The following is a 25,918-nucleotide window of genomic DNA, read 5'->3' as shown; positions in this document are numbered from 1 at the left end:
GTTATCGAAGTGGCTAAGGAAAAATTCGAACGTTCCAAACCGCACGTCAACGTCGGCACCATCGGTCACGTCGACCACGGCAAGACCACTCTGACTGCGGCCCTGACTCGCGTTTCGGCTGAGGTCTTCGGCGGTGAATGGCGTCAGTTCGACTCCATCGACAACGCGCCGGAAGAGCGTGAGCGTGGTATCACCATCGCCACCTCCCACGTCGAGTACCAGTCCGAGCAGCGCCACTACGCGCACGTCGACTGCCCGGGACACGCCGACTACGTCAAGAACATGATCACCGGTGCTGCCCAGATGGACGGCGCCATCCTGGTCTGTTCCGCTGCCGACGGCCCCATGCCGCAGACTCGCGAGCACATCCTGCTGTCGCGTCAGGTCGGCGTGCCGTACATCGTCGTGTTCCTGAACAAGGCCGACATGGTCGACGACGAAGAGCTGCTCGAGCTGGTCGAGATGGAAGTGCGCGAGCTTCTCAACGAGTACGACTTCCCGGGTGACGACACTCCGATCATCACCGGTTCCGCGCTGATGGCGCTGAACGGCGAAGACGAGAACGGCATGGGCACCACCGCGGTGGCCAACCTGATCAAGGCCCTGGATGACTATATTCCGGAGCCGGAGCGTGCCATCGATCAGCCGTTCCTGATGCCGATCGAGGACGTCTTCTCCATCTCTGGTCGCGGCACCGTGGTCACCGGTCGTATCGAGCGTGGCATCGTCAAGGCCGGCGAGGAAGTTGAGATCGTCGGTATCAAGGACACCACCAAGACGACCGTTACCGGTGTCGAGATGTTCCGCAAGCTGCTCGACGAAGGTCGTGCTGGCGAGAACGTCGGTGCCCTGCTGCGCGGCACCAAGCGTGACGAGGTCGAGCGTGGTCAGGTGCTGGCCAAGCCCGGCACCATCACCCCGCACACCGTCTTCGAAGCCGAAGTCTACGTACTGTCCAAGGAAGAGGGTGGTCGTCACACCCCGTTCTTCAAGGGCTATCGTCCGCAGTTCTACTTCCGTACCACTGACGTGACCGGTACCTGTGAACTGCCGGAAGGCGTCGAGATGGTCATGCCGGGCGACAACGTCCAGATGGTCGTGACCCTGATCGCCCCGATCGCCATGGACGAAGGTCTGCGCTTCGCCATTCGTGAAGGCGGTCGTACCGTCGGCGCCGGCGTCGTGGCCAAGATCATCAAGTAAGCCCTGGGCTTCTGATCGATCGAAGGGGGCTCCGCAAGGGGCCCCCTTTCTGCGCACCCGAGCGGAGTTGTTTGACTCCGGCCTCGGGCATGCATATAATGCGCATCCTTTGAATGCGTGGGTAGGCGGCAGATTGCCGTCGACTTCCATTGGAGTTTAGGGCAAATGCAGAACCAGAAGATTCGCATTCGGTTGAAGGCCTTCGACCATCGCCTGATCGACCAGTCCGCCGCGGAGATCGTTGATACCGCCAAGCGTACTGGCGCCCAGGTGCGCGGTCCGATTCCGCTGCCGACCAATCGTGAGCGCTACACCGTGCTGATCTCGCCGCACGTCAACAAGGACGCGCGCGACCAGTACGAGATTCGCACTCACAAGCGCGTGCTCGATATCGTCGAGCCGACCGAGAAGACCGTCGATGCCCTGATGAAGCTCGACCTCGCCGCTGGCGTGGACGTGCAGATCAAGCTCGACTAACCACACTAGACACCCGCGGCCCAGCGCTCTTCCGACACCTTGGAGCAGCAGCCGCCACGCCGAGATGGCGTCATACAACGTGCTAGTGGAATGCTCTGGAAAGGGCAGCCATAGCGGGTGATAGCCCCGTACACTAAAGGAGACTGAGAATGACTATCGGTTTGGTCGGTAGAAAGGCCGGTATGACCCGTGTCTTTACCGAAGATGGCGCCTCCGTGCCCGTAACCGTGATCGAGGTTGAGCCGAATCGCGTCACCAGCGTCAAGACCGTCGAGTCCGACGGCTACGCGGCGATTCAGGTCACAACCGGCTCCCGCAAGGCCAAGCACCTTACCAAGGCGCAAGCAGGTCAGTACGCCAAGGCAGGTATCGAGGCCGGTCGTTCACTGATGGAGTTCCGCGTCGCCGAAGGCGATGAGGCACCGGAAGTGGGCGGCGAACTCACCGTATCCCTCTTCGAAGCTGGTCAGAAGGTCGACGTGACCGGCACCTCCAAGGGCAAGGGCTTCCAGGGCGCCGTCAAGCGCTGGAATTTCCGTACCCAGGATGCCACCCACGGCAACTCCCTGTCGCATCGTGCGCCGGGTTCCATCGGCATGTGTCAGACCCCGGGTCGTGTGTTCAAGGGCAAGAAGATGGCCGGTCAGATGGGCAACGTCCGCTGCACCGTGCAGAGCCTTGAAGTCGTGCGGGTCGATGCCGAGCGCAACCTGCTGCTGATCAAGGGCGCCGTGCCCGGTGCTACCGGCAGCGACGTCATCGTACGCAGCGCCGTCAAAGCTGGCTGAAGGGGATAGAACCGATGAATCTGAATCTTGCTGCAGGCGCGGGTACTGTCGAAGTCGCCGACGCCACCTTTGGCAAAGAATTCAACGAGGCGCTGGTTCACCAGGTCGTGACCGCCTATCTGGCCGGTGCGCGCCAGGGCACTCGCGCCCAGAAGAACCGTTCCGACGTGCGTGGTGGCGGCAAGAAGCCGTGGCGCCAGAAGGGTACCGGGCGTGCACGTGCCGGCACCATCCGCTCGCCGCTGTGGCGCAGCGGCGGCGTGACCTTCGCCGCGCGTCCGCAGGACCACTCGCAGAAGGTCAACCGCAAGATGTATCGCGCCGCGATGCGATCCATCCTGTCCGAGCTGGTGCGTCAGGAACGCCTGGTCGCCATCGACGAGTTCACCGTCGATGCGCCCAAGACCAAGCAGCTGGTCGCCAAGCTGGGTGAGCTGGGCCTGGAAAAGGCGCTGATCGTCACCGAGGAAGTCGACGAGAAACTTTACCTGGCCGCCCGCAACATCCCGAACGTGGATGTGGTGGACGTGGCTGCCGCCGATCCGGTGAGCCTGATCGCCTTCGACAAGGTGCTGGTCACCGTCTCTGCTCTGCGTAAATTCGAGGAGAAGCTGGCATGAACCAGGAGCGCGTATTCAAGGTTCTGCTCGGTCCGCACGTGACCGAGAAGGCCGCTTTCGCCGCCGAGCGCAACCAGTATGTGTTCAAGGTGGCCAGTGACGCGACCAAGCCGGAAATCAAGCAGGCCGTGCAGGTGCTGTTTGGCAAGAAGGTCGATCGCGTCCAGGTGCTGAACATGAAGGGCAAGACCAAGCGCAGCGCGCACGGTCTGGGCCGCCGCCAGGGCTACCGCAAGGCCTACGTGACCCTGGCTGCTGGTGAGACGCTCGAAGACTTCACTGGCGCCGAATAAGGGCAGGAGTACGGATCATGGCAATCGTCAAGACAAAACCCACATCCGCCGGTCGTCGCCACCTCGTCAAGGTCGTCAGCGACGAGCTGCACAAGGGCAAGCCCTATGCGCCGCTGCTCGAGAAGCAGTCGCGCAGCGGTGGTCGTAACAACAACGGTCGCATCACCACCCGCCACGTGGGCGGTGGTCACCGTCAGCACTACCGGCTGATCGACTTCAAGCGCACCAAGGATGGCGTTCCCGCCGTCGTCGAGCGTCTCGAATACGATCCCAACCGCAGCGCCCACATCGCGCTGCTGAAGTACCTGGACGGCGAGCGTCGCTACATCATCGCGCCGAAGGGCGTGAGTGCAGGCGACCGTCTCGAGTCCGGCGTGAATGCGGCGATCAAGAAGGGTAACACCCTTCCGCTGCGCAACATCCCGCTGGGTTCCACCGTTCACTGCATCGAGCTCAAGCCCGGCAAGGGTGCGCAGCTGGCTCGCAGTGCCGGTACCAGCGCCCAGCTGGTCGCCCGTGAAGGCAGCTATGCGACCCTGCGTCTGCGCTCCGGCGAGATGCGCAAGGTCCTGGCCGACTGCCGTGCGACCCTGGGTGAAGTGAGCAACTCTGAGCACAGCCTGCGTCAACTTGGCAAGGCCGGTGCGAAGCGCTGGAGAGGCGTGCGTCCGACCGTTCGCGGTGTGGCCATGAACCCGGTGGATCACCCGCACGGTGGCGGTGAAGGCCGCACCAGCGGTGGTCGTCATCCGGTGACGCCGTGGGGCGTGCCCACCAAGGGCCACAAGACCCGCAAGAACAAGCGCACTGACGCGCTGATCGTTCGCCGCCGCAAGGCCAAGTAACAGACATTAAGGGGTAACGGCTGTGCCACGTTCACTGAAGAAAGGTCCTTTTATCGACCTTCATCTGCTGAAGAAGGTTGAGGCTGCAGTGGAGAAGAACGACCGCAAACCGATCAAGACCTGGTCGCGTCGTTCCATGATCCTGCCGAACATGGTCGGGCTCACCATTGCTGTCCATAACGGTCGCCAACACGTCCCGGTGCACGTCTCCGAGGAAATGGTTGGCCACAAGCTGGGCGAATTCGCTGCCACCCGCACCTATCGCGGTCATGCGGCGGACAAGAAAGCCAAACGGTAAGCCAGAGAGGATTGAGAGATGGAAGTCACAGCTAAGCTGCGTGGCGCTCGTTTATCCGCCCAGAAGGCCCGTTTGGTGGCTGACCAGGTGCGCGGTAAACCGGTCGCCGAGGCGCTCGACCTGCTGACCTTCTCGCCGAAGAAGGCTGCCAAGCTGGTCAAGAAGGTGCTGCAGTCCGCCATCGCGAATGCGGAAGAAAACAACGGCATGGATATCGACGAGCTGCGTGTCTCGACCATCTGCGTCGATGAGGGCATGACGCTCAAGCGCATCCGTCCGCGCGCCAAGGGCCGTGCGGATCGCATCCTGAAGCGCACCTGCCACATCACCGTCAAGGTAGCCGAGAAGTAGGAGTCGACCAGATGGGTCAGAAAGTCAATCCGACAGGTATTCGGCTGGGTATCGTCAAGGACCACTCCTCGGTGTGGTATGCCGAGCGCGGTGCTTATGCCGACAAGCTGAACAACGATCTCGAAGTGCGTCGCTTCCTCGAGGAGCGTCTGAAGAACGCCTCCGTGAGCAAGATCACTATCGAGCGTCCGGCGAACAACGCCCGTATCACCATTCACACTGCCCGTCCGGGCATCGTGATCGGCAAGAAGGGCGAGGACGTCGACAAGCTGCGTCGCGACGTCACCGCGATGATGGGCGTGCCCGTGCACGTCAACATCGAAGAGGTGCGTAAGCCGGAGCTCGACGCCAAGCTCGTCGCGCAGAACATCGCCGGTCAGCTCGAGCGTCGTGTCATGTTCCGTCGCGCCATGAAGCGCGCGGTGCAGAACGCCATGCGCCTCGGCGCCGGCGGCATCAAGGTGCAGCTCTCCGGTCGCCTCGGCGGCGCGGAAATCGCCCGCACCGAATGGTACCGGGAAGGTCGCGTGCCGCTGCATACGCTGCGTGCGGACATCGACTACGCCACCTACGAGGCCAAGACCACCTACGGCATCATCGGTGTCAAGGTGTGGGTCTTCAAGGGTGAGATCCTCGGGGGCATCGAAGAGGTCCGCGCCAAGGCCAAGCAACAGCCGCAGGCCGCGCCCTCCAAGAAGAAAGGTTCCAGGTAAGGGGAGAGCGAGTCGATGTTACAGCCCAAGCGCATGAAATTCCGCAAGATGCAGAAAGGTCGCAACCGTGGCCTGGCGCATCGCGGAAGCAAGATCAGCTTCGGGGAATACGGTCTGAAGGCCACCGGTCGCGGCCGTATCACGGCGCGCCAGATCGAGGCCGGCCGTCGTGCGATCACTCGTCACGTCAAACGTGGCGGCAAGATCTGGATCCGCGTGTTCCCCGACAAGCCGATTTCCAAGAAGCCACTCGAAGTCCGTATGGGTAAGGGTAAGGGCTCCGTCGAGTACTGGGTCGCACAGATCCAGCCGGGTCGGGTCCTGTACGAAATCGAAGGCGTGTCCGAAGAGCTGGCCCGTGAGGCCTTCTCCCTGGCCGCGCAAAAGATGCCCGTGTCCACCACCTTTGTGAAACGGACGGTGATGTGATGAAAGCCCAGGAAATTCGTGAAAAGTCAGTCGAGCAGCTCCAGGAGCAGCTCTTCGAACTCCTCCGCGAGCAGTTCAACCTGCGCATGCAGAAGGCCACCGGCCAGCTCAGCCAGACTCACCTGCTCAAGCAGGTTCGTCGGGACATCGCCCGGGTGAAGACTGTGCTCAACGAGAAGGCAGGTGACTGAGATGGCCGAAGAAAAGAAAGCCCGTACGCTCACCGGCAAGGTGGTGAGCGACAAGATGGACAAATCCATCGTCGTCATGATCGAGCGCCGCGAGCGGCACCCGATCTATGGCAAGTACGTCAAGCGCTCCACCAAGCTGCACGCCCATGACGAGGCGAACCAGGCCAAGGCCGGTGACACGGTATCCATCCAGGAATGCCGTCCGCTGTCCAAGAAGAAGGCCTGGACGCTGGTCGAGGTGATCGAGCAGGCCAGGGGCTGAGCTCGGCGAGAGCAGTCAGATTAGGTTTGGAGAAAACCGATGATTCAGACTCAGACAATGCTGGATGTCGCCGACAACAGCGGAGCGCGCCGGGTGCAGTGCATCAAGGTGCTTGGCGGCTCACACCGCCGCTACGCGCGCGTCGGTGACATCATCAAGGTCACGGTGAAGGAAGCCATTCCGCGTGGCAAGGTCAAGAAAGGCCAGGTCCTCAAGGCGGTAGTGGTTCGTACCCGCAGCGGAGTCCGTCGTTCCGACGGTTCGCTGATCCGCTTCGACGGAAATGCGGCGGTTCTGTTGAACAACACCAACGAACAGCCGATCGGCACCCGTATCTTCGGGCCGGTGACCCGTGAGCTTCGTACCGAGAAGTTCATGAAGATCATTTCCCTGGCGCCCGAAGTGCTGTAAGGAGCGAGGCGGATATGCAAAAGATCAAACGTGACGATGAAGTGATCGTCATCGCCGGCAAGGACAAGGGCAAGCGTGGCACCGTCAAGCGCGTCCTCAAGGACGAACGCTTTGTCGTGTCCGGTGTGAACATGATCAAGCGTCACACCAAGCCCAACCCTATGGCGGGCAATCAGGGCGGTATCGTCGAGCGCGAGGCTCCGATTCACGCGTCCAACGTGGCGATCTTCAACTCGGAGACCGGTAAGGCGGATCGCGTCGGCTTCCAGGTTAAGGAAGACGGTACCAAGGTACGTATCTACAAGTCGACGCAGACGCAGATCGACGCCTAACGCGAGTCGGGTAGCAAAATGGCGAACTTGAAAGAACGTTATCAGAACGAGGTGGTGGCTCAGCTCAAAGAGCAGTTCAGCTACGCCAACGTGATGCAGGTGCCGCGTATCACCAAGGTGACCCTCAACATGGGCATCGGTGACGCGACCAGCGACAAGAAGCTGATCGAAAATGCCATCGGCGACCTGGAGAAGCTCTCCGGTCAGAAGCCGCTGGTGACCAAGGCGCGCAAGTCCATCGCGGGCTTCAAGGTGCGCGAAGGTTGGCCGATCGGCATCAAGGTGACCCTGCGCGCCGAGCGCATGTGGGAGTTCCTCGATCGTCTGGTCAACATCGCGATTCCCCGCGTACGTGACTTCCGTGGTCTCAACCCGAAGTCCTTCGACGGTCGCGGCAACTACTCCATGGGTGTGCGTGAGCAGATCATCTTCCCCGAGATCGAATATGATAAGATCGATCGGATTCGTGGGCTGGATGTCACCATCACCACTACTGCCAACACCGACGAGGAAGGTCGTGCGCTGCTGAGCGCGCTGAACTTCCCGTTCAAGAAATAAGGGTGGGATCATGGCAAAGAAGAGCATGATTGAACGCGAGCTCAAGCGCACCAAGCTGGTCGAGAAGTATGCGGCCCGCCGTGCCGAGCTCAAGGCGATCATCCAGAACGTGAATACTTCCGACGAAGAGCGCTTCGAGGCGACGCTGAAACTGCAGCAGTTGCCGCGCGACTCCAGCCCGGTGCGTCAGCGTAACCGCTGCCGGATCACCGGCCGTCCGCACGGCTACTACAACAAGTTCGGGCTTGCCCGTAACAAGCTGCGTGAAGCCGCTATGCGTGGCGAGGTCCCTGGGCTGAAGAAGTCCAGCTGGTAAGCCGCCACGGAAACATCAGGAGCGCAATGTAAATGAGCATGCAAGACACTCTGGCGGATATGTTCACCCGTATCCGCAATGCGCAGCTGGCCACCAAGGAGACGGTCACCATGCCGTCCTCCAAGCTCAAGGTCGAGGTGGCCCGCGTATTGAAGGAAGAGGGCTATATCACCGACTTCGCGGTCGCTGAAGGCACCAAGCCCGAGCTGAGCGTGACCCTCAAGTACTTCGAGGGCAAGCCGGTCATCGAGCACCTGCAGCGGGTATCCAAGCCGTCCCTGCGCCAGTACAAGGGCAAGGATGAACTGCCCAAGGTGGCGGACGGCATGGGTGTGGCGATCGTCACCACCTCCCAGGGCGTGATGACCGACCGTGCCGCTCGCCAGGCGGGCGTCGGTGGCGAAGTCATCTGCACCGTATTCTAGGAGTCTGGAATGTCCCGCGTAGCCAAATATCCGGTTAAAGTGCCCGCCGGCGTCGACGTCAAGCTCGACGGCGACCAGCTGACCGTCAAGGGCAGCCAGGGCACGCTGTCCATGACCGTTCACCCGGACGTGGCCATCGCCCAGGAAGAGGGTCAACTGACCTTCAATCCGAGCGAGAACGCCAAGTCCTGGGCCATGGTCGGCACCACTCGTGCTCTGGTCCAGAACCTGGTCACCGGCGTCTCCGAGGGCTTCACCAAGACCCTCGAAATCGTTGGCGTCGGCTATCGTGCCCAGGCAAGTGGCCAGACGCTGAATCTGTCACTGGGCTTCTCCCACCCGGTCGAGTACTCGCTGCCTGAAGGTGTCTCTGCGGAAACGCCGAAGAACACCGTCATCGTGCTGAAGAGCGCGGACAAGCAGAAGCTGGGCCAGGTCGCCGCCGAGGTTCGTGCCTTCCGTCCGCCCGAGCCCTACAAGGGCAAGGGTGTGCGGTATGCCGACGAGCAGGTGCGTCGTAAAGAAGCCAAGAAGAAGTAAGGCAGGGTTATGAACGCGAAGAAAGAATCTCGTCTCCGTCGTGCCCGCCGCGCTCGCGCCAAGATGCGCGAGCTGGGCGTGTATCGCCTGTGCGTCAACCGTACCCCGCGCCACATCTACGCGCAGATCATCTCGCCGGATGGTGGCAAGGTGCTGGCCAGCGCTTCCACGCTGGACAAGGACCTGCGCGAGGGGGCGACCGGCAACTCCGACGCCGCCGCCAAGGTCGGCGCGCTGATTGCCGAACGCGCCAAGCAGGCTGGCATCACCCAGGTGGCCTTCGATCGTGCCGGTTACAAGTATCACGGTCGCGTGAAGGCCCTGGCCGACGCCGCACGTGAAGGCGGCCTGGAATTCTAAAGGGTTTTACGATGGCGAAGAACGAACAGAACACCGGCGATCTGCAGGAAAAGCTCGTGCAGGTCAACCGCGTCGCCAAGGTGGTCAAGGGGGGCCGTATTTTCGGCTTTACCGCCCTGACCGTCGTGGGCGACGGCAATGGTCGTGTCGGCTTCGGTCGTGGCAAGGCGCGTGAAGTGCCGGTCGCGATCCAGAAGGCCATGGACCAGGCGCGCCGCAACATGGTCAAGGTGAGCCTCAAGGGCCACACCCTGCAGTACCCGGTCAAGGCCCGTCACGGTGCCTCCAAGGTGTACATGCAGCCGGCCTCCGAAGGTACCGGGATCATCGCCGGCGGCGCCATGCGCTCCGTGCTCGAGCTGGCCGGCGTCCACGACGTGCTGGCCAAGTGCTACGGCTCCACCAATCCGGTCAACGTGGTGCGCGCGACCGTCAAGGGTCTCGCTTCCATGCAGTCGCCGGAAGACATCGCCGCCAAGCGCGGTCTGTCTGTCGAAGCGATCACGGGGTAAATACCATGGCAGCCACACTCAAGGTTACCCAGATCCGTAGCACCATCGGCACACTGCCCAAGCACAAGGCCACCATGAAGGGCCTCGGGTTGCGTCGCATCGGTCATACGGTCGAACTGGAAGACACCCCTGCCGTGCGCGGCATGATCCACAAGGTCAACTACCTTGTGCGGGTAGAGGGAGAGTAATCCATGAAACTCAACAGCCTGAGCCCGGCACCGGGCTCCAAGCACGCCGAAAAGCGCGTCGGTCGTGGCATCGGCTCCGGTCTGGGCAAGACCGGCGGCCGCGGTCACAAGGGCCAGAAGTCGCGTAGCGGTGGCACCGTGAAGCCAGGTTTCGAAGGCGGCCAGATGCCGCTGCAGCGGCGTCTGCCCAAGTTCGGCTTCACCTCCATGAAGTCGCTGGTCTCCGAAGAGGTACGTCTGAGCGAGCTGGCCAAGGTCGCCGGTGACGAAGTCACCCTGGAGACCCTGAAGCAGGCCAACGTGCTCAAGGACGCTACCCAGCACGCGAAGATCATTCTTTCCGGCGACGTCAACAAGGCGGTCACTGTTCGCGGTCTCAAGGTCACCAAGGGTGCCCGTGCCGCGATCGAAGCCGCCGGTGGCAAGGTAGAGGACTAAATGGCCAAGTCAGGAAACATGCCGGCGATGGGCAGCGGTCTGAGTGAACTGTGGGCGCGTCTGCGCTTCGTGCTCCTCGCCATCGTGGTGTACCGTATCGGTGCCCATATTCCCGTTCCCGGTATCAATCCTGACCAGCTTGCTGCCTTGTTCAGGGAGCAGCAGGGCACCATCCTGGGACTGTTCAACATGTTCTCGGGTGGTGCGCTGGAACGCATGAGTATCTTCGCCCTGGGCATCATGCCCTACATCTCGGCGTCGATCATCATGCAGCTGCTGACCGCGGTCTCGCCCCATCTCGAGCAGTTGAAGAAGGAGGGCGAGGCCGGCCGCCGCAAGATCAGCCAGTACACCCGCTACGGCACGGTGGCGCTGGCCCTGGTGCAGGCCACCGGCATGTCGGTGGGTCTGGCCAGCCAGGGTATCGCTTATACCGCCGACTTCAGCTTCTATTTCACTGCCATCGTCACCTTCGTGTCGGGCGCAGTGTTCCTGATGTGGCTGGGCGAGCAGATTACCGAGAAGGGCATCGGCAACGGCATCTCGCTGCTGATCTTTGCCGGTATCGTCGCCGGCCTGCCGGGTGCGGTGGGTCAGGCCTTCGAGCTGGCCCGTAACGAGGGTGCGTGGAACGTGCTCCCGCTGCTGGCGCTCTCGGTGCTGGGCGTGGCGACCGTGGCCTTCGTGGTATTCATCGAGCGCGGCCAGCGCCGCATCACGGTGAACTACCCGCGGCGCCAGGTCGGCAACAAGATGTATGCCGGGCAGAGCAGCTACCTGCCGCTGAAGGTCAACATGGCGGGCGTGATTCCGCCGATCTTTGCCTCCAGCATCCTGCTGTTCCCCGCCTCCATCGGCCAGTGGGTCGGGGCCGGAGACGGCATGGAATGGCTGCAGCGCGCCTCCCAGGCTCTCGGGCCGGGACAGCCGCTGTACATCTTGCTTTTCGCGGCGGCGGTGGTATTCTTCTGCTTCTTTTACACAGCGCTGGTCTTCAACCCCAAGGATGTCGCTGACAACCTCAAGAAGTCAGGGGCCTTCCTGCCGGGGATTCGCCCTGGTGAGCAGACCGCTCGCTACGTCGACAAGGTCATGACCCGTCTGACCCTGTTCGGTGCCCTGTACATCACTGCGGTTTCCCTGATGCCCCAGTTCCTGATCGTGGCGTGGAACGTGCCGTTCTTCTTCGGCGGTACCTCGTTGCTGATCGTGGTGGTGGTAATCATGGACTTCATGGCCCAGGTACAGTCGCATCTCATGTCGCACCAGTACGAGTCGGTGATGAAGAAGTCCAACCTGAAAGGCTATGGCAGCGGCGGCATCATGCGCTGAGCCGCGCCGCTGGTGATTGGCGCGCCGCGTGCCGATTTTGGAGAAGGAACGATGAAAGTTCGAGCTTCCGTCAAGAAGATGTGCCGCAACTGCAAGATCATTCGGCGCAATGGCGCGGTCCGCGTCATCTGCATCGAGCCGCGGCACAAGCAGCGCCAGGGTTGATTCTGGCGTTTGTGGAAAAGTGGTGCCGGCATACCCCTTGCCCGAAGCTGGGTAAAGGGGTATGCTGTTGCGCCTTTTGTAGTGACTAATCGAGCAAGCCGCTCAAATTTCGGAGAAAGCTGATGGCCCGTATTGCAGGCGTCAATATCCCGGACAACAAGCATGCGGCGATCTCGCTGACCTATATCTTCGGGATTGGCCGTACGCGTGCACAGGAAATCTGTGCTGCTACCGGCATCGCGCCGACCACCAAGATTCAGGAGCTCTCCTCGGAAGAGGTCGATGCCCTGCGTGCCGAGGTCGGCAAGTACACCGTGGAAGGTGACCTTCGTCGTGATGTGACGCTGAACATCAAGCGTCTCATGGACCTGGGTTGCTATCGTGGTCTGCGTCATCGTCGTAGTCTTCCGCTGCGTGGTCAGCGGACCAAGACTAACGCGCGTACCCGGAAGGGCCCGCGTAAGCCGATCCGCAAGTAACACGCACGTTCTGGCGTAAAGACAGGAATTGACATCAACATGGCTAACCCGCGTAGCAACCGTAAAAAGGTTAAAAAGCAGGTAGTGGACGCCGTTGCGCACATCCACGCCTCTTTTAACAACACGATCGTGACGATCACAGACCGCCAGGGCAACGCTCTTTCCTGGGCAACAGCCGGTGGTTCGGGTTTTCGTGGTTCTCGCAAGAGCACCCCGTTCGCTGCTCAAGTGGCAAGCGAACGTGCAGCGACCGCTGCAGCCGAGTATGGTGTGAAAAACGTCGACGTGCTGGTCAAGGGCCCCGGTCCTGGCCGTGAATCCGCCGTGCGTGCGCTGAGCGCCGCCGGCTTCCGCGTGCAGAGCATCACTGACGCGACGCCCATTCCCCACAATGGCTGCCGTCCGCCGAAGAAACGCCGCGTTTAAGGAGACAGATTCATGGCTCGTTATATTGGACCGAAGTGCAAACTGTCTCGTCGTGAAGGCACCGACCTCTTCCTCAAGAGCGGTGTGACTCCCTTCGAGAAGAAGTGCAAATCCGAGCAGATCCCGGGTGTGCACGGCCAGCGCCGTCAGCGTCTTTCCGACTACGGCTTGCAGCTTCGCGAGAAGCAGAAAGTGCGTCGTATCTACGGCGTGCTCGAAAAGCAGTTCCGCGGCTACTACAAGGAGGCCGCCCGTCGCTCCGGCGCTACCGGCGAAGTCCTGCTGCAACTGCTTGAATCCCGACTGGACAACGTCGTCTACCGCATGGGCTTCGGTTCCACTCGTTCCGAGGCGCGCCAGCTGGTGAGCCACAAGGCGATTGCGGTCAATGGCCGTACCGTCAACGTGGCTTCCTATCAGGTCAAGCCCGGCGACGTGGTTTCCGTTCGCGAGAAGGCGAAGAACCAGGCGCGCATCCAGAGTGCACTTTCCATCGCTGCCAACCGCGGCGACGTCGCCTGGATCGAGGTGGACGCGAAGAAGATGGAAGGCACCTTCAAGGCTATCCCGGAACGCGGCGACCTGTCGGCCGACATCAACGAAAACCTGATCGTCGAGCTGTACTCGAAGTAAGCGTCGCTGATCGCGTCGTGCCGGCCCGTGCGGGCCGGCAACGAGTACCGAGTAACCGTTAGGCAGCCTCAAAGGTGTAGTTATGCAGCGTTCAGTGACAGAGTTTCTCCGTCCGCGCGATATCAAGGTCGAAGAGATCAGCGCGCATCACGCGAAGATCGTGCTCGAGCCGTTCGAGCGTGGCTTTGGCCATACCCTGGGCAATGCGCTGCGTCGCATTCTGCTCTCGTCCATGCCCGGCTGCGCCGTGGTGGAGGTCGAGATCTCGGGTGTCGAGCATGAGTACAGCGCGATCGAGGGTGTTCAGGAAGACGTCATCGAGATTCTTCTGAACCTCAAGGACGTAGCCATCCGCATGCACAGTCGCGACGAGGCGGTGCTCTCGCTGAACAAGCAGGGCCCGGCCGTGGTGACCGCGGGTGACATCGTCCTCGACCACGACGTCGAGATCGTCAATCCGGACCACGTCATCGCCCACGTCAACGAGGGCGCCGAGCTCAAGATGCAGCTGAAGATCGCTCGCGGTCGCGGCTACGAGCCGGCGGATGCCCGTGTGGGCGCCGACGATGAATCGCGCGCCATCGGCCGCCTGCAGCTGGATGCCACCTTCAGCCCCGTGCGCCGCGTCTCGTATGCCGTCGATGCCGCGCGTGTCGAGCAGCGTACCGATCTCGACAAGCTGATCATCGACCTGGAGACCGACGGCACCCTGGACCCCGAGGAGGCGATCCGTCGCAGCGCGACCATCCTGCAGGAGCAGCTGGCTGCGTTCGTCGACCTGGAAGCCGACAAGGAACAGGAGGTCGTGGAGGAAGAGGATCACGTCGATCCCATCCTGCTGCGTCCCGTAGACGATCTCGAGTTGACCGTCCGCAGTGCCAACTGTCTTAAGGCCGAGAATATCTACTACATCGGCGATCTGATCCAGCGCACCGAAGTCGAGCTGCTGAAGACGCCGAACCTCGGCAAGAAGTCGTTGAACGAAATCAAGGACGTGTTGGCTGCGCGCGGTCTTTCCCTTGGCATGCGGCTGGAGAACTGGCCGCCGGCGAGCCTGAAGGACGACAAGGCCTCCGCGTGAGCGTCGACTCGAGTCCCAGTTTGGTAAGGAATCACAACCATGCGTCATCGTAAGAGTGGTCGTCACCTGAATCGTACCAGCTCGCATCGCCAGGCCATGTTCAAGAACATGAGCGTGTCGTTGATCGAGCACGAAGTGATCAAGACAACCCTGCCCAAGGCCAAGGAGCTGCGTCGCGTCATCGAGCCGCTGATCACCCTGGCCAAGCAGGACAGCGTCGCCAATCGCCGTCTGGCCTTCAGCCGCACCCGCTCGAAGGAAGCGGTCGGCAAGCTCTTCAACGAGCTGGGTCCGCGTTACGCCGAGCGTCCGGGCGGTTACGTCCGTATCCTCAAGTGCGGTTTCCGCACCGGCGACAACGCCCCCATGGCCTTCGTCGAACTCGTCGACCGTCCGGTCGTCGAGGAGGCCGAGGAAGCCGCCGCCGAGGAGTGATTCCCGGCAGCGGGCCCGGCCCGGCAATGCTGTAGCAATACGAAAAACCCGGCTTCTCGCGAAGCCGGGTTTTTTTGGTTTGTTGCGGCACTATTTGGATGTTGCCAGTTCGGCCTGGTGGCTCCTGGCCCGCTCCAGCAGTGGCTTGAGGAAGCGCCCGGTGTGGGAGGCATCCATCTCGGCCACCTGTTCGGGGGTACCCTCGGCGATGATACGGCCGCCGCCGGAGCCGCCCTCGGGACCCAGGTCGACGATCCAGTCGGCGGTCTTGATCACGTCGAGGTTGTGCTCGATCACCACGATGGTGTTGCCGTGGTCACGCAGGCGGTGGAGCACGGCGAGCAGCTGGCGGATATCCTCGAAGTGCAGCCCGGTGGTCGGTTCGTCGAGGATATAGAGCGTCTTGCCGGTGTCGCGCTTGGCCAGCTCGCGGGCCAGCTTTACGCGCTGTGCCTCGCCGCCGGAAAGCGTGGTGGCACTCTGGCCCAGGCGGATGTAGGAGAGGCCCACGTCGAGCAGGGTCTGCAAGCGGCGGGCGATGGCCGGTACCGGGCTGAAGAACTCCAGCGCTTCTTCCACGGTCATTTCGAGCACCTCGTCAATGCTCTTGCCCTTGTATTCGATCTCCAGCGTCTCGCGGTTGTAGCGCTTGCCTTTGCACACGTCGCAGGGCACGTAGATGTCGGGCAGGAAGTGCATCTCGACCTTGATCATGCCCTCGCCCTGGCACGCTTCGCAGCGCCCGCCCTTGACGTTGAACGAGAAGCGGCCCGGCTTGTAGCCGCGGGAGCGCGCCTCCTGAGTGCCGGCGAAGAGTTCGCGGATCGGTGTGAAAATGCCGGTGTAGGTCGCCGGGTTGGAGCGTGGCGTACGCCCGATCGGACTCTGGTCGATGTCGATCACCTTGTCGAGCTGATCGAGCCCTTCGATGGTGTCGTAGGGCGCCGGTGTCAGGGTCGTGGCGTGATTGAGTTCACGTGCGGCGATGGGCATCAGCGTCGAGTTGATCAGGGTCGACTTGCCTGAGCCGGAGACCCCGGTGACGCAGATGAACAGTCCCAGCGGTAGGCCAAGGGTGACGGCGTGCAGGTTGTTGCCGCGCGCCCCGGTGAGTACGAGACGTTTCTCGGGGTTGCCGGGGATGCGCCACTTGGGCACCTCGATGCGGCGCTTGCCCGACAGGTATTGGCCGGTCAGCGAGTCATGGCTGGCCATGACCTGCTCCGGGGTGCCCTGGGCGACGATCCTGCCGCCGTGCACGCCGGCGCCGGGGCCGATGTCGAGTACATGGTCGGCGGCGCGAATGGCATCCTCGTCGTGCTCGACCACGATCACGGTATTGCCTAGGTCGCGCAGGTGGATCAGGGTCTTGAGCAGGCGGTCGTTGTCGCGCTGGTGCAAGCCGATGGAGGGTTCGTCGAGGATGTACATGACCCCCACCAGGCCGGCGCCGATCTGGCTCGCCAGGCGAATGCGCTGGGCCTCGCCGCCGGAAAGGGTCTCGGCGCTGCGTTCGAGGTTGAGGTAGTCGAGGCCGACGTTGACCAGGAACTCCAGGCGGGCATGAATCTCGTTGATCACTTTCTGGGCGATCTCGCCCTTGCGTCCGGGCAGGGTCAGGCGCTGGAAATAATCCCACGCCTCGCCGATCGGCAGCTGCACGATCTGCGGCAGCGTATGATCGTCGACGAAGACGTGACGCGCCTCCTTGCGCAGTCGTGAGCCGTGGCAGGTAGGGCAGGGACGGTCGGCGATGTAGCGGGCCAGCTCCTCGCGTACCATGCTCGACTCGGTCTCGCGGTAGCGTCGCTGCATGTTGGGCAGCACGCCCTCGAAGGGGTGCTCGCGGGTCACGCGACGGCCGCGGTCGTTGACGTAGCTGAAGGCGACCTCGTCGTCACCGCTGCCGTATAGGACGATGTCCTTCTCGTGCCGGGCGAGCTCCTGCCACGGCGTCTCCAGAGTGAAGCGGTAGTGGTCGGCGACGGCCTGCAACTGGCTGAAGTAATAGATGCTACGCCGGTCCCAGCCCTTGATGACGCCTTCGGCCAGCGACAGCTCCGGGTGGCTGATCAGCTTGTCGGGGTCGAAGACCTGCTGTACCCCGAGACCGTCGCAGGTGGGGCAGGCGCCGGCGGGGTTGTTGAACGAGAACATGCGTGGCTCGAGCTCGGCAATGGCATAGCCGCACACCGGACAGGCAAAGCGCGCCGAGAAGGTGATGTCCTCGGCCTCGCCGTCCATGAAGTGCACCACGGCAATGCCGTCGGCCAGATTGAGGGCGGTCTCGAACGATTCGGCCAAGCGCTGAGCCAGTCCTTCACGCACCTTGATGCGATCGACCACGACGCTGATGTCGTGCTTCTTGTTCTTGTCCAGCGGGGCGATATCGTCGAGCTCCAGTGCCTGGCCGTCGACCATCACACGGACGAAACCCTGGGCGCGCAGCTCGGCGAGCAGTTGCAGGTGCTCGCCCTTGCGGCCCTTGACCACGGGGGCCAGCAGCATCAGCTTGCTGCCCTCGGGCAGCGCCAGCACCTGGTCGACCATCTGTGAGATGGTGCTGGCCTCGAGCTCCTCGCCGTGTTCGGGGCAGCGCGGCGTGCCGGCGCGAGCGAACAGCAGGCGCAGATAGTCGTAGATTTCGGTGATGGTGCCGACCGTGGAGCGCGGGTTGTGTGACGTGGACTTCTGTTCGATGGAGATCGCCGGCGACAGCCCCTCGATATGATCGACGTCGGGTTTCTCCATCATCGACAGGAACTGGCGCGCGTAGGTGGAGAGCGACTCCACATAGCGGCGCTGGCCCTCGGCATAGAGGGTATCGAATGCCAGCGACGACTTTCCCGAGCCCGAAAGCCCGGTGACCACGATCAGGCTGTCGCGGGGCAGCTCGACGTCGATCTGCTTGAGGTTGTGGGTGCGCGCACCCCTGACCACGATCCTGTCCATTCCCACCTCATGGCACTGGGCAAAACCTCGATTATACGCCTGCGGTCGACTACGCGCCAAAGCGCCGCTGGTCGAGGCGTTTCCTGTGGGGGCCGGAGTCGTTAGAATAGTCGGTCCATCAAAAGGGCTCCGGCCCGCCCATCATGGAATCTACTGATCCCCTATGCGCAAGCTCTCTGGACTGCTGCTAGCCTCCGAACGGCGCGCCATTACCGGCCTGGCCGGCCTGTATGCCACGCGCATGCTGGGACTGTTCATGGTGTTGCCGGTGCTGGCGCTGTACGCTGACGAGCTGGCCGGCGCCACGCCGCTGCTGGTTGGCCTGGCGCTAGGCGTCTACGGTCTCACCCAGGCGATCCTGCAGATACCCTTCGGCCTTCTTTCCGACCGCCTCGGGCGCAAGCCCGTCATTGCTACCGGTTTGCTACTGTTTCTCGTCGGCAGCGTGGTGGCCGCAGCCGCAGACTCCATCAGCGCCGTCATCCTCGGACGCTGCCTGCAGGGCAGTGGCGCCGTGGCCGCTGCGATCATGGCGCTGCTTGCCGATCAGACCCGCGAGCAGGTGCGCACCGCCGCCATGGCCACCATCGGCCTTTCGATAGGCGTGGCCTTCGCCGTGGCCATGGTGCTGGGGCCGTGGCTGGCGGCGGCCTTTGGCCTCGCCTCGGTGTTCTGGTTCACCGCCGGCCTGGCCGTGCTGGGTCTGGCAGTGCTGTGGAAGCTAGTGCCGCCGGCGCCGCGCCGGCTGCGTCACCGCGACGTGGGCATCGACCGTGGCCAGTTGACGGAGATCTTCACGCGTGCCGACCTGTGGCGTCTCGATCTGTCGATCTTCTCCTTGCACCTGGTACTGATGGCGATCTTCGTTGCCGTGCCGTTCCGCCTGGTCGAATCGGGCATCGCGGCGGAGCGTCACGGCTTGACCTATCTCGCCATCATGACGCTGGCCTTCGCTGCCATGGTGCCGCTGGTGGTGGTGGCCGAGAAGCGCCAGCGCATGAAGGGCATGAGCCTTACGGCGATCGCGGCCATCGTCATCAGTCTGGCCGGGTTGGCCGCCTTCGGAGGCCGCTGGGCGCTGTTCGGCTGGCTGCTGTTGTTCTTTATCGCCTTCAACCTGCTCGAGGCCATGCTCCCGTCGATGCTCAGCAAGCTGGCACCGGCCGGGGCCAAGGGCACCGCGATGGGTGTTTACTCCACCAGCCAGTTTCTCGGTGCCTTCCTCGGCGGAGTGTTGGGTGGGCTGCTGGCCCAGCAGTGGGGGCTGTCGGCGGTGTTCGTCGGCAGCGCTGTGCTGGCTGGCGTCTGGTGGTTGCTGATGCTGGGCATGCCGACGCCACCCCACCTGTCGAGCGAGGTGGTGGCCTTGGATGACGAACACCAGGAGGACACGCTCGATACGTTGATGGCGAGCTTTGCCGACGTGGCCGGGGTCGAGGACGTTCTGGTCGTGCCGGAGGAGCGAGTCGCGTATCTTAAGGTGGATCGGCGTCGCCTCGACGAGGATGCCCTGGCGCGCCTGATTCGCTCGAACCGCCACGGCGGTTAGCCTGCTCGCCAGGCATCGGCCCGCAGGGCCGCACCATTACAATGCACCTGTTCACTATAGAGGGAGTCCAGCATGGCCCGTGGCGTCAACAAGGTCATTCTCATCGGTAACCTGGGGCAGGACCCCGAGGTCCGTTTCATGCCTTCCGGTAGTCCCGTTGCCAATCTGCGCGTCGCGACGACCGATACCTGGACCGACAAGCAGAGCGGTCAACGTCAGGAGCGTACCGAGTGGCACTCGGTGGTACTGTTCAACCGCTTGGCCGAGATTGCCCAGCAGTACCTGAAGAAAGGCTCGCGGGTCTACCTCGAGGGGCGCCTGCAGACGCGTAAATGGCAGGGGCAGGACGGTCAGGACCGCTACACCACTGAGATCGTCTGTAACGACATGCAGATGCTCGATTCGCGTAGTGGCGACTTTGGCGGCCAGGCCGGGGCGGGCATGCCTCAGCAGCAGGGCGGTGGCTACGGTGCGCCTCAGGGTGCGCCCATGGCACAGCAGCAGGGCGGTTATGGCGCTCCGCCGCAGGGGGGCTACGGTAACGCGCCGCAGCAGGGCGGCTATGGCGGTGGCCAGCCGCAGCAGCGTCCGGCGCCGGGCGGCCAGCCTCAGCAGGGCGGCCAGAAGCAGAACAACTACGGTGCGCCCGATCCGGGCAGCTTCGACGATTTCGACGACGAGATTCCGTTCTGATCTCGCCCGATCGAAGCCGCCGGAGGCGATAGCGTGAAGCTGTTGATACTGGATGCCGGTCATTGCCTCAACCTGGCGCTGGCCAGATTGGTGCATCGGCGTAGCGATACCGAGCTCGTCATCGAGTCCGGCTTGCATATCGATGCGGCGAGACTGCGCGAGCTGGAACCGATGGCGGTAATCGTGCCGCCACTTTCGGCGCCCATGGAGATCGAGCCCGCCGCCGTGGTGGCCCACGGCAAGGGGGTCGATGCCTGCCTGGCGGCGTGCCGCGAGACCGGTACGCCGTTGGTGTGGTGCGTTTCCGATCAGCTCTATCAGGATGGTTTCGAGACACCCATCGACGAGCACGTGATACCCGCACCACGGGACGAGAGCCTCAGGCGACTGATCGCCATCGGCGACCGTATCCGCCAAAGCCACCCGCGGCACTTGATCGTGCGGCTGGGGCCTCTGTTCGCCCTGGAGGGTGGGCACGCCTGGCTCAGTGGCGTGATAGACAGTCTGGTGACCGGAGAGGAGGTTCGCGCCGCCCAGGACGTGATTTTCTGCCCTACCTCGGCCGATGCCGTGGCCATGGCGCTGGTCGGGATGTTGCACCAACTCGCATGCGGTTCCAGTGCCTGGGGGGCCTACCATCTGGCGGGAACGGAGCCGGTCAGCGCCTACACGTTCACCTCCATGGTGCGCACCCAGCTCTCGACTCGCCTGGAGGGACTGGGCGAGCAGGTGACGCTGGGCGAGGTCAAGGCGCTCAAGCATCATCATGACCAGCCGCTGCGACGGGTGCTCAACTGCCGGCGCGTGCTCGAGGCTTTCGGGGTGCATCAGAAGCCGTGGCGGCTGGAGGTAGGTCGCCTGCTCGATGAGTGGTGCCAGGCGCGCCGTGCCACCCTGCTCGATGAAGAGGGCCGCACTCCGTCATGAATGTGTTGCGCAGCCTGCTGTTCTATGTCGGCTATTTTCTTGCCATCTTCGTCTTCGGCGCACTGTTGCTTCCCGTCGCGCCCCTGCTCGCCTTGCCGGCACGTTATCGCCTGCTCAATCTCTACAACCATTTCATTACTGTCTGGTTTTGCTGGACCTGTGGGGTGACCTACCGGGTGAGTGGCAGGGAGCACCTGCCGCAGGGCCCCTGCGTGATCCTGGCCAACCACCAGTGCGAATGGGAAACCATCTTCCTGCAGATCCTCAAGCCGCCGGTATGCACGGTGCTCAAGCAGGAGCTGCTACGTATTCCGGTGTTTGGCTGGGGACTCAGGTTGTTGCACCCCATTGCCCTGGACCGTTCGAAGCCGGCGCGGGCGATGAAGCAGGTGCTGACGCAAGGCGTGGTGCGGCTGCAGGAAGGGCTGTCGGTATTGATCTTTCCCGAGGGCACCCGGGTGGATCCTGGTCAGCGACGGCGCTACAACAAGAGCGGTGCCGTCATTGCCTGTCGTGCCGGTGTGCCGGTGCTGCCGGTAGCACATAATGCCGGCGAACGCTGGCCGGGGCGCCATTGGGTGAAAAACCCGGGGGTGCTCAACGTGGTGGTGGGCGAGCCGATCGAGACGGCAGGGCGCACGCCAGAGGAAGTGCTGATCGAAGTGGAGGCATGGATCGAGTCTCGGCTGGCCGAAATCTCCGAAGTGCCGCGTCCGCTAACGACAAAGCCCGCGGTAGATGCCGGTAACGGCTGACCGGACCGAGTCAGACGCAGAAAAGGCGCCCGTGGGCGCCTTTTCTGCAACTGGCGTGGCGGCTGCGGCTCTAGTCGCGGTAGCGCTGCAGTACCAGGCAGGCATTGGTGCCGCCGAAGCCGAAGCTGTTGGAGAGGATGCGATCTAGGCTGGCGCCCTCGCGCATGCGAGTGACGATATCGAAGCCGGCAGCCTGGTCGTCGAGCTCCTCGACGTTGGCCGAGGCGGCGATGAAGTCGTGCTCCATCATCAGCAGCGAATAGATCGTCTCTTGCACGCCGGTGGCGCCCAGCGAGTGGCCGGTCAGCGACTTGGTGGAGCTCATCGGCGGCGTGGTGTCGCCGAACACCTCGCGGATCGCCTTCAGCTCGGCGACGTCGCCCACCGGGGTGGAAGTGCCATGGGTGTTGATGTAGTCGATCTTGCCATCGACCGTGGCCATGGCCTGACGCATGCAGCGCACGGCACCTTCGCCGGAAGGGGCGACCATGTCATGGCCATCGGAGGTGGCGCCGTAACCGACCAGTTCGGCATAGATCTTCGCCCCGCGCGCCTTGGCGTGCTCGAGCTCCTCGAGCACCAGCATGCCGCCGCCGCCAGCAATGACGAAACCGTCGCGCGCCTTGTCGTAGGGGCGCGAGGCCTTGTCGGGAGTGTCGTTGTATTGGGTCGTCAAGGCGCCCATGGCGTCGAACAGGCAAGACAGGGTCCAATGCTCCTCTTCGCCGCCGCCGGCGAAGACGATGTCCTGCTTACCCATCTGGATCTGCTCCATGGCATTGCCGATACAGTGCGCGGACGTCGCACAGGCGGAGGAGATCGAGTAGTTGACGCCCTTGATCTTGAAGGGTGTGGCCAGGCACGCGGAGACGGTGCTGCCCATGGTGCGAGTGACCCGGTAGGGACCGACCCGACGCAGGCCCTTCTCGCGCATCACGTCGGCGGCCTCGACCTGGTTGGCACTGGAGGCGCCGCCGGAGCCGGCGATGAGCCCGGTGCGTTCGCTCGACACCTGCTCGGGGCTCAGGCCGGAATCCTCGATGGCCTGGGCCATGCTCACGTAGGCATAGGCCGCCGCGTCGCCCATGAAACGACGCAGCTTGCGATCGATCAGGGCGTCGAGATCGATATCGACGGTACCGGCGACCTGGCTGCGAAAGCCGCGCTCGGCGTACTCCTCCTTGAAGCGAATACCCGAGCGCCCGCTCCGGAGCGCCTCGACGACCGTTTGCGCATCGTTGCCCAAGCAGGACACGATGCCCAGGCCGGTGACTACCACTCGTCGCATGGGAGCCTCCTGTTTCAGAAATTCGCGGTAGAGGTGAACAGGCCGACCCGCAGGTCGTTGGCCTGATAGATGTCGCGGCCATCCACCGATACGGTGCCATCGGCAATACCCAGGATCAGACGCCGGGTAATGATGCGCTTGACATTGATGTGATAGGTGACCTTGCTGGCCTCGGGCAGGATCTGGCCAGTGAACTTCACCTCGCCGCAGCCCAACGCGCGGCCACGGCCCGGGTGGCCGAGCCAGCCCAGGTAGAAGCCCACCAGTTGCCACATGGCATCGAGTCCCAGGCAGCCGGGCATTACCGGATCACCGGGGAAGTGGCAATCGAAGAACCACAGGTCGGGGTGAATGTCGAGCTCGGCGATCAGTTCGCCCTTGTTGAACTGGCCGCCCTCTTCATGGATACGCGTGATGCGGTCCAGCATCAGCATGTTGGGTGCCGGCAGTTGGGCATTGCCGGGTCCGAAGAGCTCGCCGCGGCTGCACGCCAGCAGTTCTTCGCGTTCGAAAGAGTGTTGCTTGGTCACTGAGTCGTTCCGAGTCGCAGTTGTAGTGGGCCCTCCCGCGTGCGGTGCGGAGGCAGGATGGCACAGGCGCCAACCCGCCGGGCGGCCCTGCCTAGTCTAATGGCCGAGGGCCCCGATTGCACGCCGGGCATGACGCAACGGCCGGCAGCGATTAAAGTGTCAGCGCCAAGTGTCGATACTCTAGGTAGGGTCGATGCACAGCATGGGCGCAACTTTCCTTTTACATCCGTTATCTCGGGACCTCTCATGCGGCCATCCTTCGCATTGAACCGCCCCACGATCTGGGCTGCCATGGTGGCGCTGCCGGCCTGTATCTGGCTGCCCAGTCCTGGCTTACGGGTGGCCGCTGTGCTCATCGTCGTGGTCGGGCTGGCAATCGCCTGGCGCCAGATCAAGCGTGATCGACAGCACGCCGATCTGATGCAGCAGGCGCTGATGCTCTCCGAGGAGGGCGTGCAGATCACCGATGCCGAGAACCGTATCCTCTCCGTCAACCCGGCCTTTACCCGGATTACCGGCTTTACCGAGGAGGAAGTGCGGGGGCTCAATGCAGCCAACCTGGCCGCGGCACGTCACGATCCGGCGTTCTTCAAACGCTTCTGGCAGACCCTGCACAGCAAGGGCCGTTGGGAGGGGGAAATCTGGAACCGGCGCAAACAGGGCGACGAGTTCCCCGAATGGCTGCGGGTCAAGGCGGTCGCCAACGCACGCGGACACATCACCCACTATGTCGGCACCTTCACCGATATCTCGGTGCACAAGGCGCGTGAGCAGGACCTGCGGCGCATCGGCTTCGAGGATCCTCTCACCGGCTTGCCCAATCGCCGCCGCCTGCACGATCTGATGACCTCGCGATTGCGCCATCTGAGGGCTGGAGAGAGCCTCGACATGGCAATCATCGACATCGATGGCTTCAAGTCGGTCAACGACAGCCTCGGGGTGGAGCAGGGCGACCGGCTGCTGGCGCGCTTCGGCCAGCGACTGGCCCGCCATGTGGCCGGCGGCGTGGTGGGGCGCCTGGGCGGCGACGAGTTTCTGGTCATCCGTACCACCACCTTCGACGATCACGACCACTGGGTCGCCAGCCTGCGCCAGTACCTGGGCGAGCCCTTCGAGCTGGGCAGCAAGACGTTGCGCCTGGGGCTTTCCATCGGTAGCTGCCGCGCCCCCGAGGACGGCAAGGAATCCGGTGTTCTGTTCCAGCGCCTGGAGTCGGCACTCTACTCGGCCAAACGGCACGGGCGTAACGTCAGCCAGCGCTTCCGCCCGGCGCTCGACGTACAGGACTCGCCGCACATGGCGCTGGTCTACGGCCTGCGCGACGCCTTGGCCAACGGCGATCAGCTCGAGCTGTACTACCAGACCCAGCATCGCATCATGGATGGCGCCGTGGTCGGCATGGAAGCGCTGCTGCGTTGGCGGCACCCCGAGCATGGCATGGTATCGCCGGCCGATTTCATCCCCCTGGCCGAGCGTCACGGGCTGATGGGCTCGCTCGGCAACTGGGTCATCGACGAGGCGCTGGCACAGATGGCGCGATGGCATGAGCTGGGCCTGCCCCAACTGCCCGTGTGGATTAACATCTCGGCGATCCAGATGTTTCAGGGGGAGCTGGAGACGGCGCTCTCGGCAGGGCTGGCGAGGCACGGCATCGAGCCGGCCCAGTTGGGTCTGGAGCTGACCGAATCGGTACTTCTCGACGAGCGCGCCGGGGACATCGTGCCTCGGTTGGAGGCGCTGCGCGCCAAGGGGCATCGTATCGCCATCGATGACTTCGGCATGGGTTATTCGTCGCTCAGCTACCTCAAGAATCTACCGCTGGACAAGCTCAAGCTCGACCGCGCCTTCATCCGCTCACTGCCCGACGACCCCGCCGATGCCGCTATCGTCAGCGCCGTGCTGGCCATGGCAAGGGGGCTGGGGCTGGACGTGGTGGCGGAGGGCGTGGAAACCCAGGGCCAGCTCGATTTCCTGCAGCAGGCCGGCTGTCGGCTGGTCCAGGGCTTCCTCTATGCGCGTCCGGGGCCGGCAGAAGCGATAGAGGCCCAGTGGCAGGCGCTGACCTCGGAATCATCGGGGCTGGTCATGCGCGTCGAACCATCGGCCTGACAGGCCGCGCATCG

General features: G+C 63.2%; 37 protein-coding genes. 34 read left to right on the top strand and 3 right to left on the bottom strand.

From position 1 onward, the window contains the following. The first annotated feature begins 9 nt into the window (after window positions 1–9). From tuf to rplQ, 29 genes are all read left to right on the top strand, one after another. Window positions 10–1,203 (top strand): elongation factor Tu, encoded by a 1,194-nt coding sequence (gene tuf, locus KPL81_RS04195; protein ID WP_209474204.1) that lies wholly within the window; start codon window positions 10–12, stop codon window positions 1,201–1,203. Between the two features lie 165 nt (window positions 1,204–1,368). Beyond that, window positions 1,369–1,680, top strand: a complete 312-nt coding sequence (gene rpsJ, locus KPL81_RS04190; protein ID WP_010626466.1) for a 30S ribosomal protein S10 — start codon at window positions 1,369–1,371, stop codon at window positions 1,678–1,680. 149 nt (window positions 1,681–1,829) lie between these two features. Then, window positions 1,830–2,468 carry a 50S ribosomal protein L3 gene (gene rplC, locus KPL81_RS04185; RefSeq protein ID WP_219790777.1) on the top strand — a complete coding sequence of 213 codons (639 nt, stop codon included), beginning with the start codon at window positions 1,830–1,832 and terminating at the stop codon, window positions 2,466–2,468. Window positions 2,469–2,482: 14 nt separating this feature from the next. Next, the gene (gene rplD, locus KPL81_RS04180; protein ID WP_209474201.1) at window positions 2,483–3,088 is read left to right on the top strand and encodes a 50S ribosomal protein L4; all 606 of its coding nucleotides are present in this window, start codon (window positions 2,483–2,485) and stop codon (window positions 3,086–3,088) included. Beyond that, window positions 3,085–3,381, top strand: coding sequence for a 50S ribosomal protein L23 (gene rplW, locus KPL81_RS04175; RefSeq protein ID WP_010626469.1), 297 nt, complete (start codon window positions 3,085–3,087; stop codon window positions 3,379–3,381). The genes rplD and rplW overlap by 4 nt, the downstream gene beginning before the upstream one ends. A gap of 17 nt (window positions 3,382–3,398) precedes the next feature. Then, window positions 3,399–4,226, top strand: coding sequence for a 50S ribosomal protein L2 (gene rplB, locus KPL81_RS04170; RefSeq protein ID WP_209474199.1), 828 nt, complete (start codon window positions 3,399–3,401; stop codon window positions 4,224–4,226). 22 nt (window positions 4,227–4,248) lie between these two features. Next, window positions 4,249–4,524, top strand: coding sequence for a 30S ribosomal protein S19 (gene rpsS, locus KPL81_RS04165; protein WP_009098993.1), 276 nt, complete (start codon window positions 4,249–4,251; stop codon window positions 4,522–4,524). An 18-nt stretch (window positions 4,525–4,542) separates the two neighbouring features. Beyond that, entirely contained in the window at window positions 4,543–4,875 is a 333-nt protein-coding gene (rplV, locus tag KPL81_RS04160) for a 50S ribosomal protein L22 (RefSeq protein WP_097790618.1), read from the top strand. 11 nt (window positions 4,876–4,886) lie between these two features. Further along, a complete protein-coding gene (gene rpsC / locus KPL81_RS04155) occupies window positions 4,887–5,588 on the top strand; it encodes a 30S ribosomal protein S3 (RefSeq protein ID WP_111413340.1) in 702 nt (233 codons plus the stop codon). A gap of 15 nt (window positions 5,589–5,603) precedes the next feature. Next, on the top strand, window positions 5,604–6,017 hold the full coding sequence (gene rplP / locus KPL81_RS04150) for a 50S ribosomal protein L16 (RefSeq protein ID WP_111413341.1): 414 nt from the start codon (window positions 5,604–5,606) through the stop codon (window positions 6,015–6,017). Further along, window positions 6,017–6,208: a 50S ribosomal protein L29 gene (gene rpmC / locus KPL81_RS04145; RefSeq protein WP_010626474.1), complete on the top strand. Its 192-nt coding sequence runs from the start codon at window positions 6,017–6,019 to the stop codon at window positions 6,206–6,208. The genes rplP and rpmC overlap by 1 nt, the downstream gene beginning before the upstream one ends. Before the next feature lies 1 nt (window position 6,209). After that, window positions 6,210–6,470 (top strand): 30S ribosomal protein S17, encoded by a 261-nt coding sequence (rpsQ, locus tag KPL81_RS04140; RefSeq protein ID WP_010626475.1) that lies wholly within the window; start codon window positions 6,210–6,212, stop codon window positions 6,468–6,470. A gap of 39 nt (window positions 6,471–6,509) precedes the next feature. Next, on the top strand, window positions 6,510–6,881 hold the full coding sequence (gene rplN, locus KPL81_RS04135) for a 50S ribosomal protein L14 (RefSeq protein ID WP_010626476.1): 372 nt from the start codon (window positions 6,510–6,512) through the stop codon (window positions 6,879–6,881). A 14-nt stretch (window positions 6,882–6,895) separates the two neighbouring features. Next, a complete protein-coding gene (gene rplX / locus KPL81_RS04130) occupies window positions 6,896–7,213 on the top strand; it encodes a 50S ribosomal protein L24 (RefSeq protein WP_086507996.1) in 318 nt (105 codons plus the stop codon). An 18-nt stretch (window positions 7,214–7,231) separates the two neighbouring features. Beyond that, a complete protein-coding gene (gene rplE, locus KPL81_RS04125) occupies window positions 7,232–7,771 on the top strand; it encodes a 50S ribosomal protein L5 (RefSeq protein ID WP_111413343.1) in 540 nt (179 codons plus the stop codon). A 10-nt stretch (window positions 7,772–7,781) separates the two neighbouring features. Further along, window positions 7,782–8,087, top strand: a complete 306-nt coding sequence (rpsN, locus tag KPL81_RS04120; RefSeq protein ID WP_209474197.1) for a 30S ribosomal protein S14 — start codon at window positions 7,782–7,784, stop codon at window positions 8,085–8,087. A gap of 32 nt (window positions 8,088–8,119) precedes the next feature. Next, window positions 8,120–8,512: a 30S ribosomal protein S8 gene (gene rpsH / locus KPL81_RS04115; protein WP_209474196.1), complete on the top strand. Its 393-nt coding sequence runs from the start codon at window positions 8,120–8,122 to the stop codon at window positions 8,510–8,512. A gap of 9 nt (window positions 8,513–8,521) precedes the next feature. Then, complete coding sequence (gene rplF / locus KPL81_RS04110) at window positions 8,522–9,052, top strand: 50S ribosomal protein L6 (RefSeq protein WP_219790776.1); 531 nt, start codon at window positions 8,522–8,524, stop codon at window positions 9,050–9,052. Window positions 9,053–9,061: 9 nt separating this feature from the next. Further along, a complete protein-coding gene (gene rplR / locus KPL81_RS04105) occupies window positions 9,062–9,412 on the top strand; it encodes a 50S ribosomal protein L18 (protein ID WP_111413347.1) in 351 nt (116 codons plus the stop codon). 11 nt (window positions 9,413–9,423) lie between these two features. Next, window positions 9,424–9,924 (top strand): 30S ribosomal protein S5, encoded by a 501-nt coding sequence (gene rpsE / locus KPL81_RS04100; protein WP_010626483.1) that lies wholly within the window; start codon window positions 9,424–9,426, stop codon window positions 9,922–9,924. A 5-nt stretch (window positions 9,925–9,929) separates the two neighbouring features. Beyond that, window positions 9,930–10,112, top strand: coding sequence for a 50S ribosomal protein L30 (gene rpmD / locus KPL81_RS04095; RefSeq protein ID WP_010626484.1), 183 nt, complete (start codon window positions 9,930–9,932; stop codon window positions 10,110–10,112). A 3-nt stretch (window positions 10,113–10,115) separates the two neighbouring features. Further along, entirely contained in the window at window positions 10,116–10,550 is a 435-nt protein-coding gene (rplO, locus tag KPL81_RS04090; RefSeq protein WP_209474194.1) for a 50S ribosomal protein L15, read from the top strand. Continuing rightward, window positions 10,551–11,882, top strand: coding sequence for a preprotein translocase subunit SecY (secY, locus tag KPL81_RS04085; RefSeq protein WP_209474192.1), 1,332 nt, complete (start codon window positions 10,551–10,553; stop codon window positions 11,880–11,882). It abuts the gene before it with no gap. A 51-nt stretch (window positions 11,883–11,933) separates the two neighbouring features. Beyond that, window positions 11,934–12,047 (top strand): 50S ribosomal protein L36, encoded by a 114-nt coding sequence (rpmJ, locus tag KPL81_RS04080; RefSeq protein ID WP_009099023.1) that lies wholly within the window; start codon window positions 11,934–11,936, stop codon window positions 12,045–12,047. A 122-nt stretch (window positions 12,048–12,169) separates the two neighbouring features. After that, window positions 12,170–12,526 carry a 30S ribosomal protein S13 gene (gene rpsM, locus KPL81_RS04075; RefSeq protein ID WP_010626487.1) on the top strand — a complete coding sequence of 119 codons (357 nt, stop codon included), beginning with the start codon at window positions 12,170–12,172 and terminating at the stop codon, window positions 12,524–12,526. 39 nt (window positions 12,527–12,565) lie between these two features. Then, window positions 12,566–12,952 (top strand): 30S ribosomal protein S11, encoded by a 387-nt coding sequence (rpsK, locus tag KPL81_RS04070; protein WP_010626488.1) that lies wholly within the window; start codon window positions 12,566–12,568, stop codon window positions 12,950–12,952. A gap of 12 nt (window positions 12,953–12,964) precedes the next feature. Next, a complete protein-coding gene (gene rpsD, locus KPL81_RS04065; RefSeq protein WP_209474190.1) occupies window positions 12,965–13,585 on the top strand; it encodes a 30S ribosomal protein S4 in 621 nt (206 codons plus the stop codon). Between the two features lie 82 nt (window positions 13,586–13,667). Continuing rightward, window positions 13,668–14,666 (top strand): DNA-directed RNA polymerase subunit alpha, encoded by a 999-nt coding sequence (locus KPL81_RS04060; protein ID WP_209474188.1) that lies wholly within the window; start codon window positions 13,668–13,670, stop codon window positions 14,664–14,666. A gap of 39 nt (window positions 14,667–14,705) precedes the next feature. Next, entirely contained in the window at window positions 14,706–15,101 is a 396-nt protein-coding gene (gene rplQ, locus KPL81_RS04055; RefSeq protein WP_149328154.1) for a 50S ribosomal protein L17, read from the top strand. A gap of 90 nt (window positions 15,102–15,191) precedes the next feature. Here rplQ and uvrA read toward each other — a convergent pair whose 3' ends face one another. After that, the gene (uvrA, locus tag KPL81_RS04050) at window positions 15,192–18,053 is read right to left on the bottom strand and encodes an excinuclease ABC subunit UvrA (protein WP_219790775.1); all 2,862 of its coding nucleotides are present in this window, start codon (window positions 18,051–18,053) and stop codon (window positions 15,192–15,194) included. Between the two features lie 163 nt (window positions 18,054–18,216). Between uvrA and KPL81_RS04045 the strand changes: the two genes are divergently transcribed. From KPL81_RS04045 to KPL81_RS04030, 4 genes are all read left to right on the top strand, one after another. Further along, complete coding sequence (locus tag KPL81_RS04045) at window positions 18,217–19,602, top strand: MFS transporter (RefSeq protein ID WP_219790774.1); 1,386 nt, start codon at window positions 18,217–18,219, stop codon at window positions 19,600–19,602. A 72-nt stretch (window positions 19,603–19,674) separates the two neighbouring features. Further along, complete coding sequence (locus tag KPL81_RS04040; RefSeq protein ID WP_219790773.1) at window positions 19,675–20,295, top strand: single-stranded DNA-binding protein; 621 nt, start codon at window positions 19,675–19,677, stop codon at window positions 20,293–20,295. 33 nt (window positions 20,296–20,328) lie between these two features. Then, complete coding sequence (locus KPL81_RS04035; protein ID WP_209474181.1) at window positions 20,329–21,222, top strand: sugar nucleotide-binding protein; 894 nt, start codon at window positions 20,329–20,331, stop codon at window positions 21,220–21,222. Further along, the gene (locus tag KPL81_RS04030) at window positions 21,219–21,977 is read left to right on the top strand and encodes a lysophospholipid acyltransferase family protein (protein WP_219790772.1); all 759 of its coding nucleotides are present in this window, start codon (window positions 21,219–21,221) and stop codon (window positions 21,975–21,977) included. Before KPL81_RS04035 ends, KPL81_RS04030 begins: the two co-directional genes overlap by 4 nt. Before the next feature lie 70 nt (window positions 21,978–22,047). On the opposite strand, the gene fabB is transcribed toward KPL81_RS04030, so the two are convergent. After that, window positions 22,048–23,265, bottom strand: coding sequence for a beta-ketoacyl-ACP synthase I (gene fabB, locus KPL81_RS04025; protein ID WP_209474177.1), 1,218 nt, complete (start codon window positions 23,263–23,265; stop codon window positions 22,048–22,050). A 14-nt stretch (window positions 23,266–23,279) separates the two neighbouring features. After that, a complete protein-coding gene (fabA, locus tag KPL81_RS04020; protein ID WP_209474175.1) occupies window positions 23,280–23,795 on the bottom strand; it encodes a 3-hydroxyacyl-[acyl-carrier-protein] dehydratase FabA in 516 nt (171 codons plus the stop codon). A gap of 246 nt (window positions 23,796–24,041) precedes the next feature. Between fabA and KPL81_RS04015 the strand changes: the two genes are divergently transcribed. Further along, window positions 24,042–25,904 (top strand): putative bifunctional diguanylate cyclase/phosphodiesterase, encoded by a 1,863-nt coding sequence (locus KPL81_RS04015; protein ID WP_219790771.1) that lies wholly within the window; start codon window positions 24,042–24,044, stop codon window positions 25,902–25,904. Window positions 25,905–25,918 lie beyond the last annotated feature (14 nt).

The organism is Billgrantia antri (assembly GCF_019430905.1).
GTDB lineage: Bacteria > Pseudomonadota > Gammaproteobacteria > Pseudomonadales > Halomonadaceae > Halomonas > Halomonas antri.
This window is presented reverse-complemented; position numbering and strand designations above follow the sequence as displayed.

Coding starts and splice junctions, on each gene's coding strand:
- rpsJ (WP_010626466.1), top strand. CDS start 1,369: ATGCAGAACCAGAAGATTCGCATTCGGTTGAAGGCCTTCGACCATCGC.
- rplC (WP_219790777.1), top strand. CDS start 1,830: ATGACTATCGGTTTGGTCGGTAGAAAGGCCGGTATGACCCGTGTCTTT.
- rplD (WP_209474201.1), top strand. CDS start 2,483: ATGAATCTGAATCTTGCTGCAGGCGCGGGTACTGTCGAAGTCGCCGAC.
- rplW (WP_010626469.1), top strand. CDS start 3,085: ATGAACCAGGAGCGCGTATTCAAGGTTCTGCTCGGTCCGCACGTGACC.
- rplB (WP_209474199.1), top strand. CDS start 3,399: ATGGCAATCGTCAAGACAAAACCCACATCCGCCGGTCGTCGCCACCTC.
- rplV (WP_097790618.1), top strand. CDS start 4,543: ATGGAAGTCACAGCTAAGCTGCGTGGCGCTCGTTTATCCGCCCAGAAG.
- rpsC (WP_111413340.1), top strand. CDS start 4,887: ATGGGTCAGAAAGTCAATCCGACAGGTATTCGGCTGGGTATCGTCAAG.
- rplP (WP_111413341.1), top strand. CDS start 5,604: ATGTTACAGCCCAAGCGCATGAAATTCCGCAAGATGCAGAAAGGTCGC.
- rpmC (WP_010626474.1), top strand. CDS start 6,017: ATGAAAGCCCAGGAAATTCGTGAAAAGTCAGTCGAGCAGCTCCAGGAG.
- rpsQ (WP_010626475.1), top strand. CDS start 6,210: ATGGCCGAAGAAAAGAAAGCCCGTACGCTCACCGGCAAGGTGGTGAGC.
- rplN (WP_010626476.1), top strand. CDS start 6,510: ATGATTCAGACTCAGACAATGCTGGATGTCGCCGACAACAGCGGAGCG.
- rplX (WP_086507996.1), top strand. CDS start 6,896: ATGCAAAAGATCAAACGTGACGATGAAGTGATCGTCATCGCCGGCAAG.
- rplE (WP_111413343.1), top strand. CDS start 7,232: ATGGCGAACTTGAAAGAACGTTATCAGAACGAGGTGGTGGCTCAGCTC.
- rpsN (WP_209474197.1), top strand. CDS start 7,782: ATGGCAAAGAAGAGCATGATTGAACGCGAGCTCAAGCGCACCAAGCTG.
- rpsH (WP_209474196.1), top strand. CDS start 8,120: ATGAGCATGCAAGACACTCTGGCGGATATGTTCACCCGTATCCGCAAT.
- rplF (WP_219790776.1), top strand. CDS start 8,522: ATGTCCCGCGTAGCCAAATATCCGGTTAAAGTGCCCGCCGGCGTCGAC.
- rplR (WP_111413347.1), top strand. CDS start 9,062: ATGAACGCGAAGAAAGAATCTCGTCTCCGTCGTGCCCGCCGCGCTCGC.
- rpsE (WP_010626483.1), top strand. CDS start 9,424: ATGGCGAAGAACGAACAGAACACCGGCGATCTGCAGGAAAAGCTCGTG.
- rpmD (WP_010626484.1), top strand. CDS start 9,930: ATGGCAGCCACACTCAAGGTTACCCAGATCCGTAGCACCATCGGCACA.
- rplO (WP_209474194.1), top strand. CDS start 10,116: ATGAAACTCAACAGCCTGAGCCCGGCACCGGGCTCCAAGCACGCCGAA.
- secY (WP_209474192.1), top strand. CDS start 10,551: ATGGCCAAGTCAGGAAACATGCCGGCGATGGGCAGCGGTCTGAGTGAA.
- rpmJ (WP_009099023.1), top strand. CDS start 11,934: ATGAAAGTTCGAGCTTCCGTCAAGAAGATGTGCCGCAACTGCAAGATC.
- rpsM (WP_010626487.1), top strand. CDS start 12,170: ATGGCCCGTATTGCAGGCGTCAATATCCCGGACAACAAGCATGCGGCG.
- rpsK (WP_010626488.1), top strand. CDS start 12,566: ATGGCTAACCCGCGTAGCAACCGTAAAAAGGTTAAAAAGCAGGTAGTG.
- rpsD (WP_209474190.1), top strand. CDS start 12,965: ATGGCTCGTTATATTGGACCGAAGTGCAAACTGTCTCGTCGTGAAGGC.
- KPL81_RS04060 (WP_209474188.1), top strand. CDS start 13,668: ATGCAGCGTTCAGTGACAGAGTTTCTCCGTCCGCGCGATATCAAGGTC.
- rplQ (WP_149328154.1), top strand. CDS start 14,706: ATGCGTCATCGTAAGAGTGGTCGTCACCTGAATCGTACCAGCTCGCAT.
- uvrA (WP_219790775.1), bottom strand. CDS start 18,053: ATGGACAGGATCGTGGTCAGGGGTGCGCGCACCCACAACCTCAAGCAG.
- KPL81_RS04045 (WP_219790774.1), top strand. CDS start 18,217: ATGCGCAAGCTCTCTGGACTGCTGCTAGCCTCCGAACGGCGCGCCATT.
- KPL81_RS04040 (WP_219790773.1), top strand. CDS start 19,675: ATGGCCCGTGGCGTCAACAAGGTCATTCTCATCGGTAACCTGGGGCAG.
- KPL81_RS04030 (WP_219790772.1), top strand. CDS start 21,219: ATGAATGTGTTGCGCAGCCTGCTGTTCTATGTCGGCTATTTTCTTGCC.
- fabB (WP_209474177.1), bottom strand. CDS start 23,265: ATGCGACGAGTGGTAGTCACCGGCCTGGGCATCGTGTCCTGCTTGGGC.
- KPL81_RS04015 (WP_219790771.1), top strand. CDS start 24,042: ATGCGGCCATCCTTCGCATTGAACCGCCCCACGATCTGGGCTGCCATG.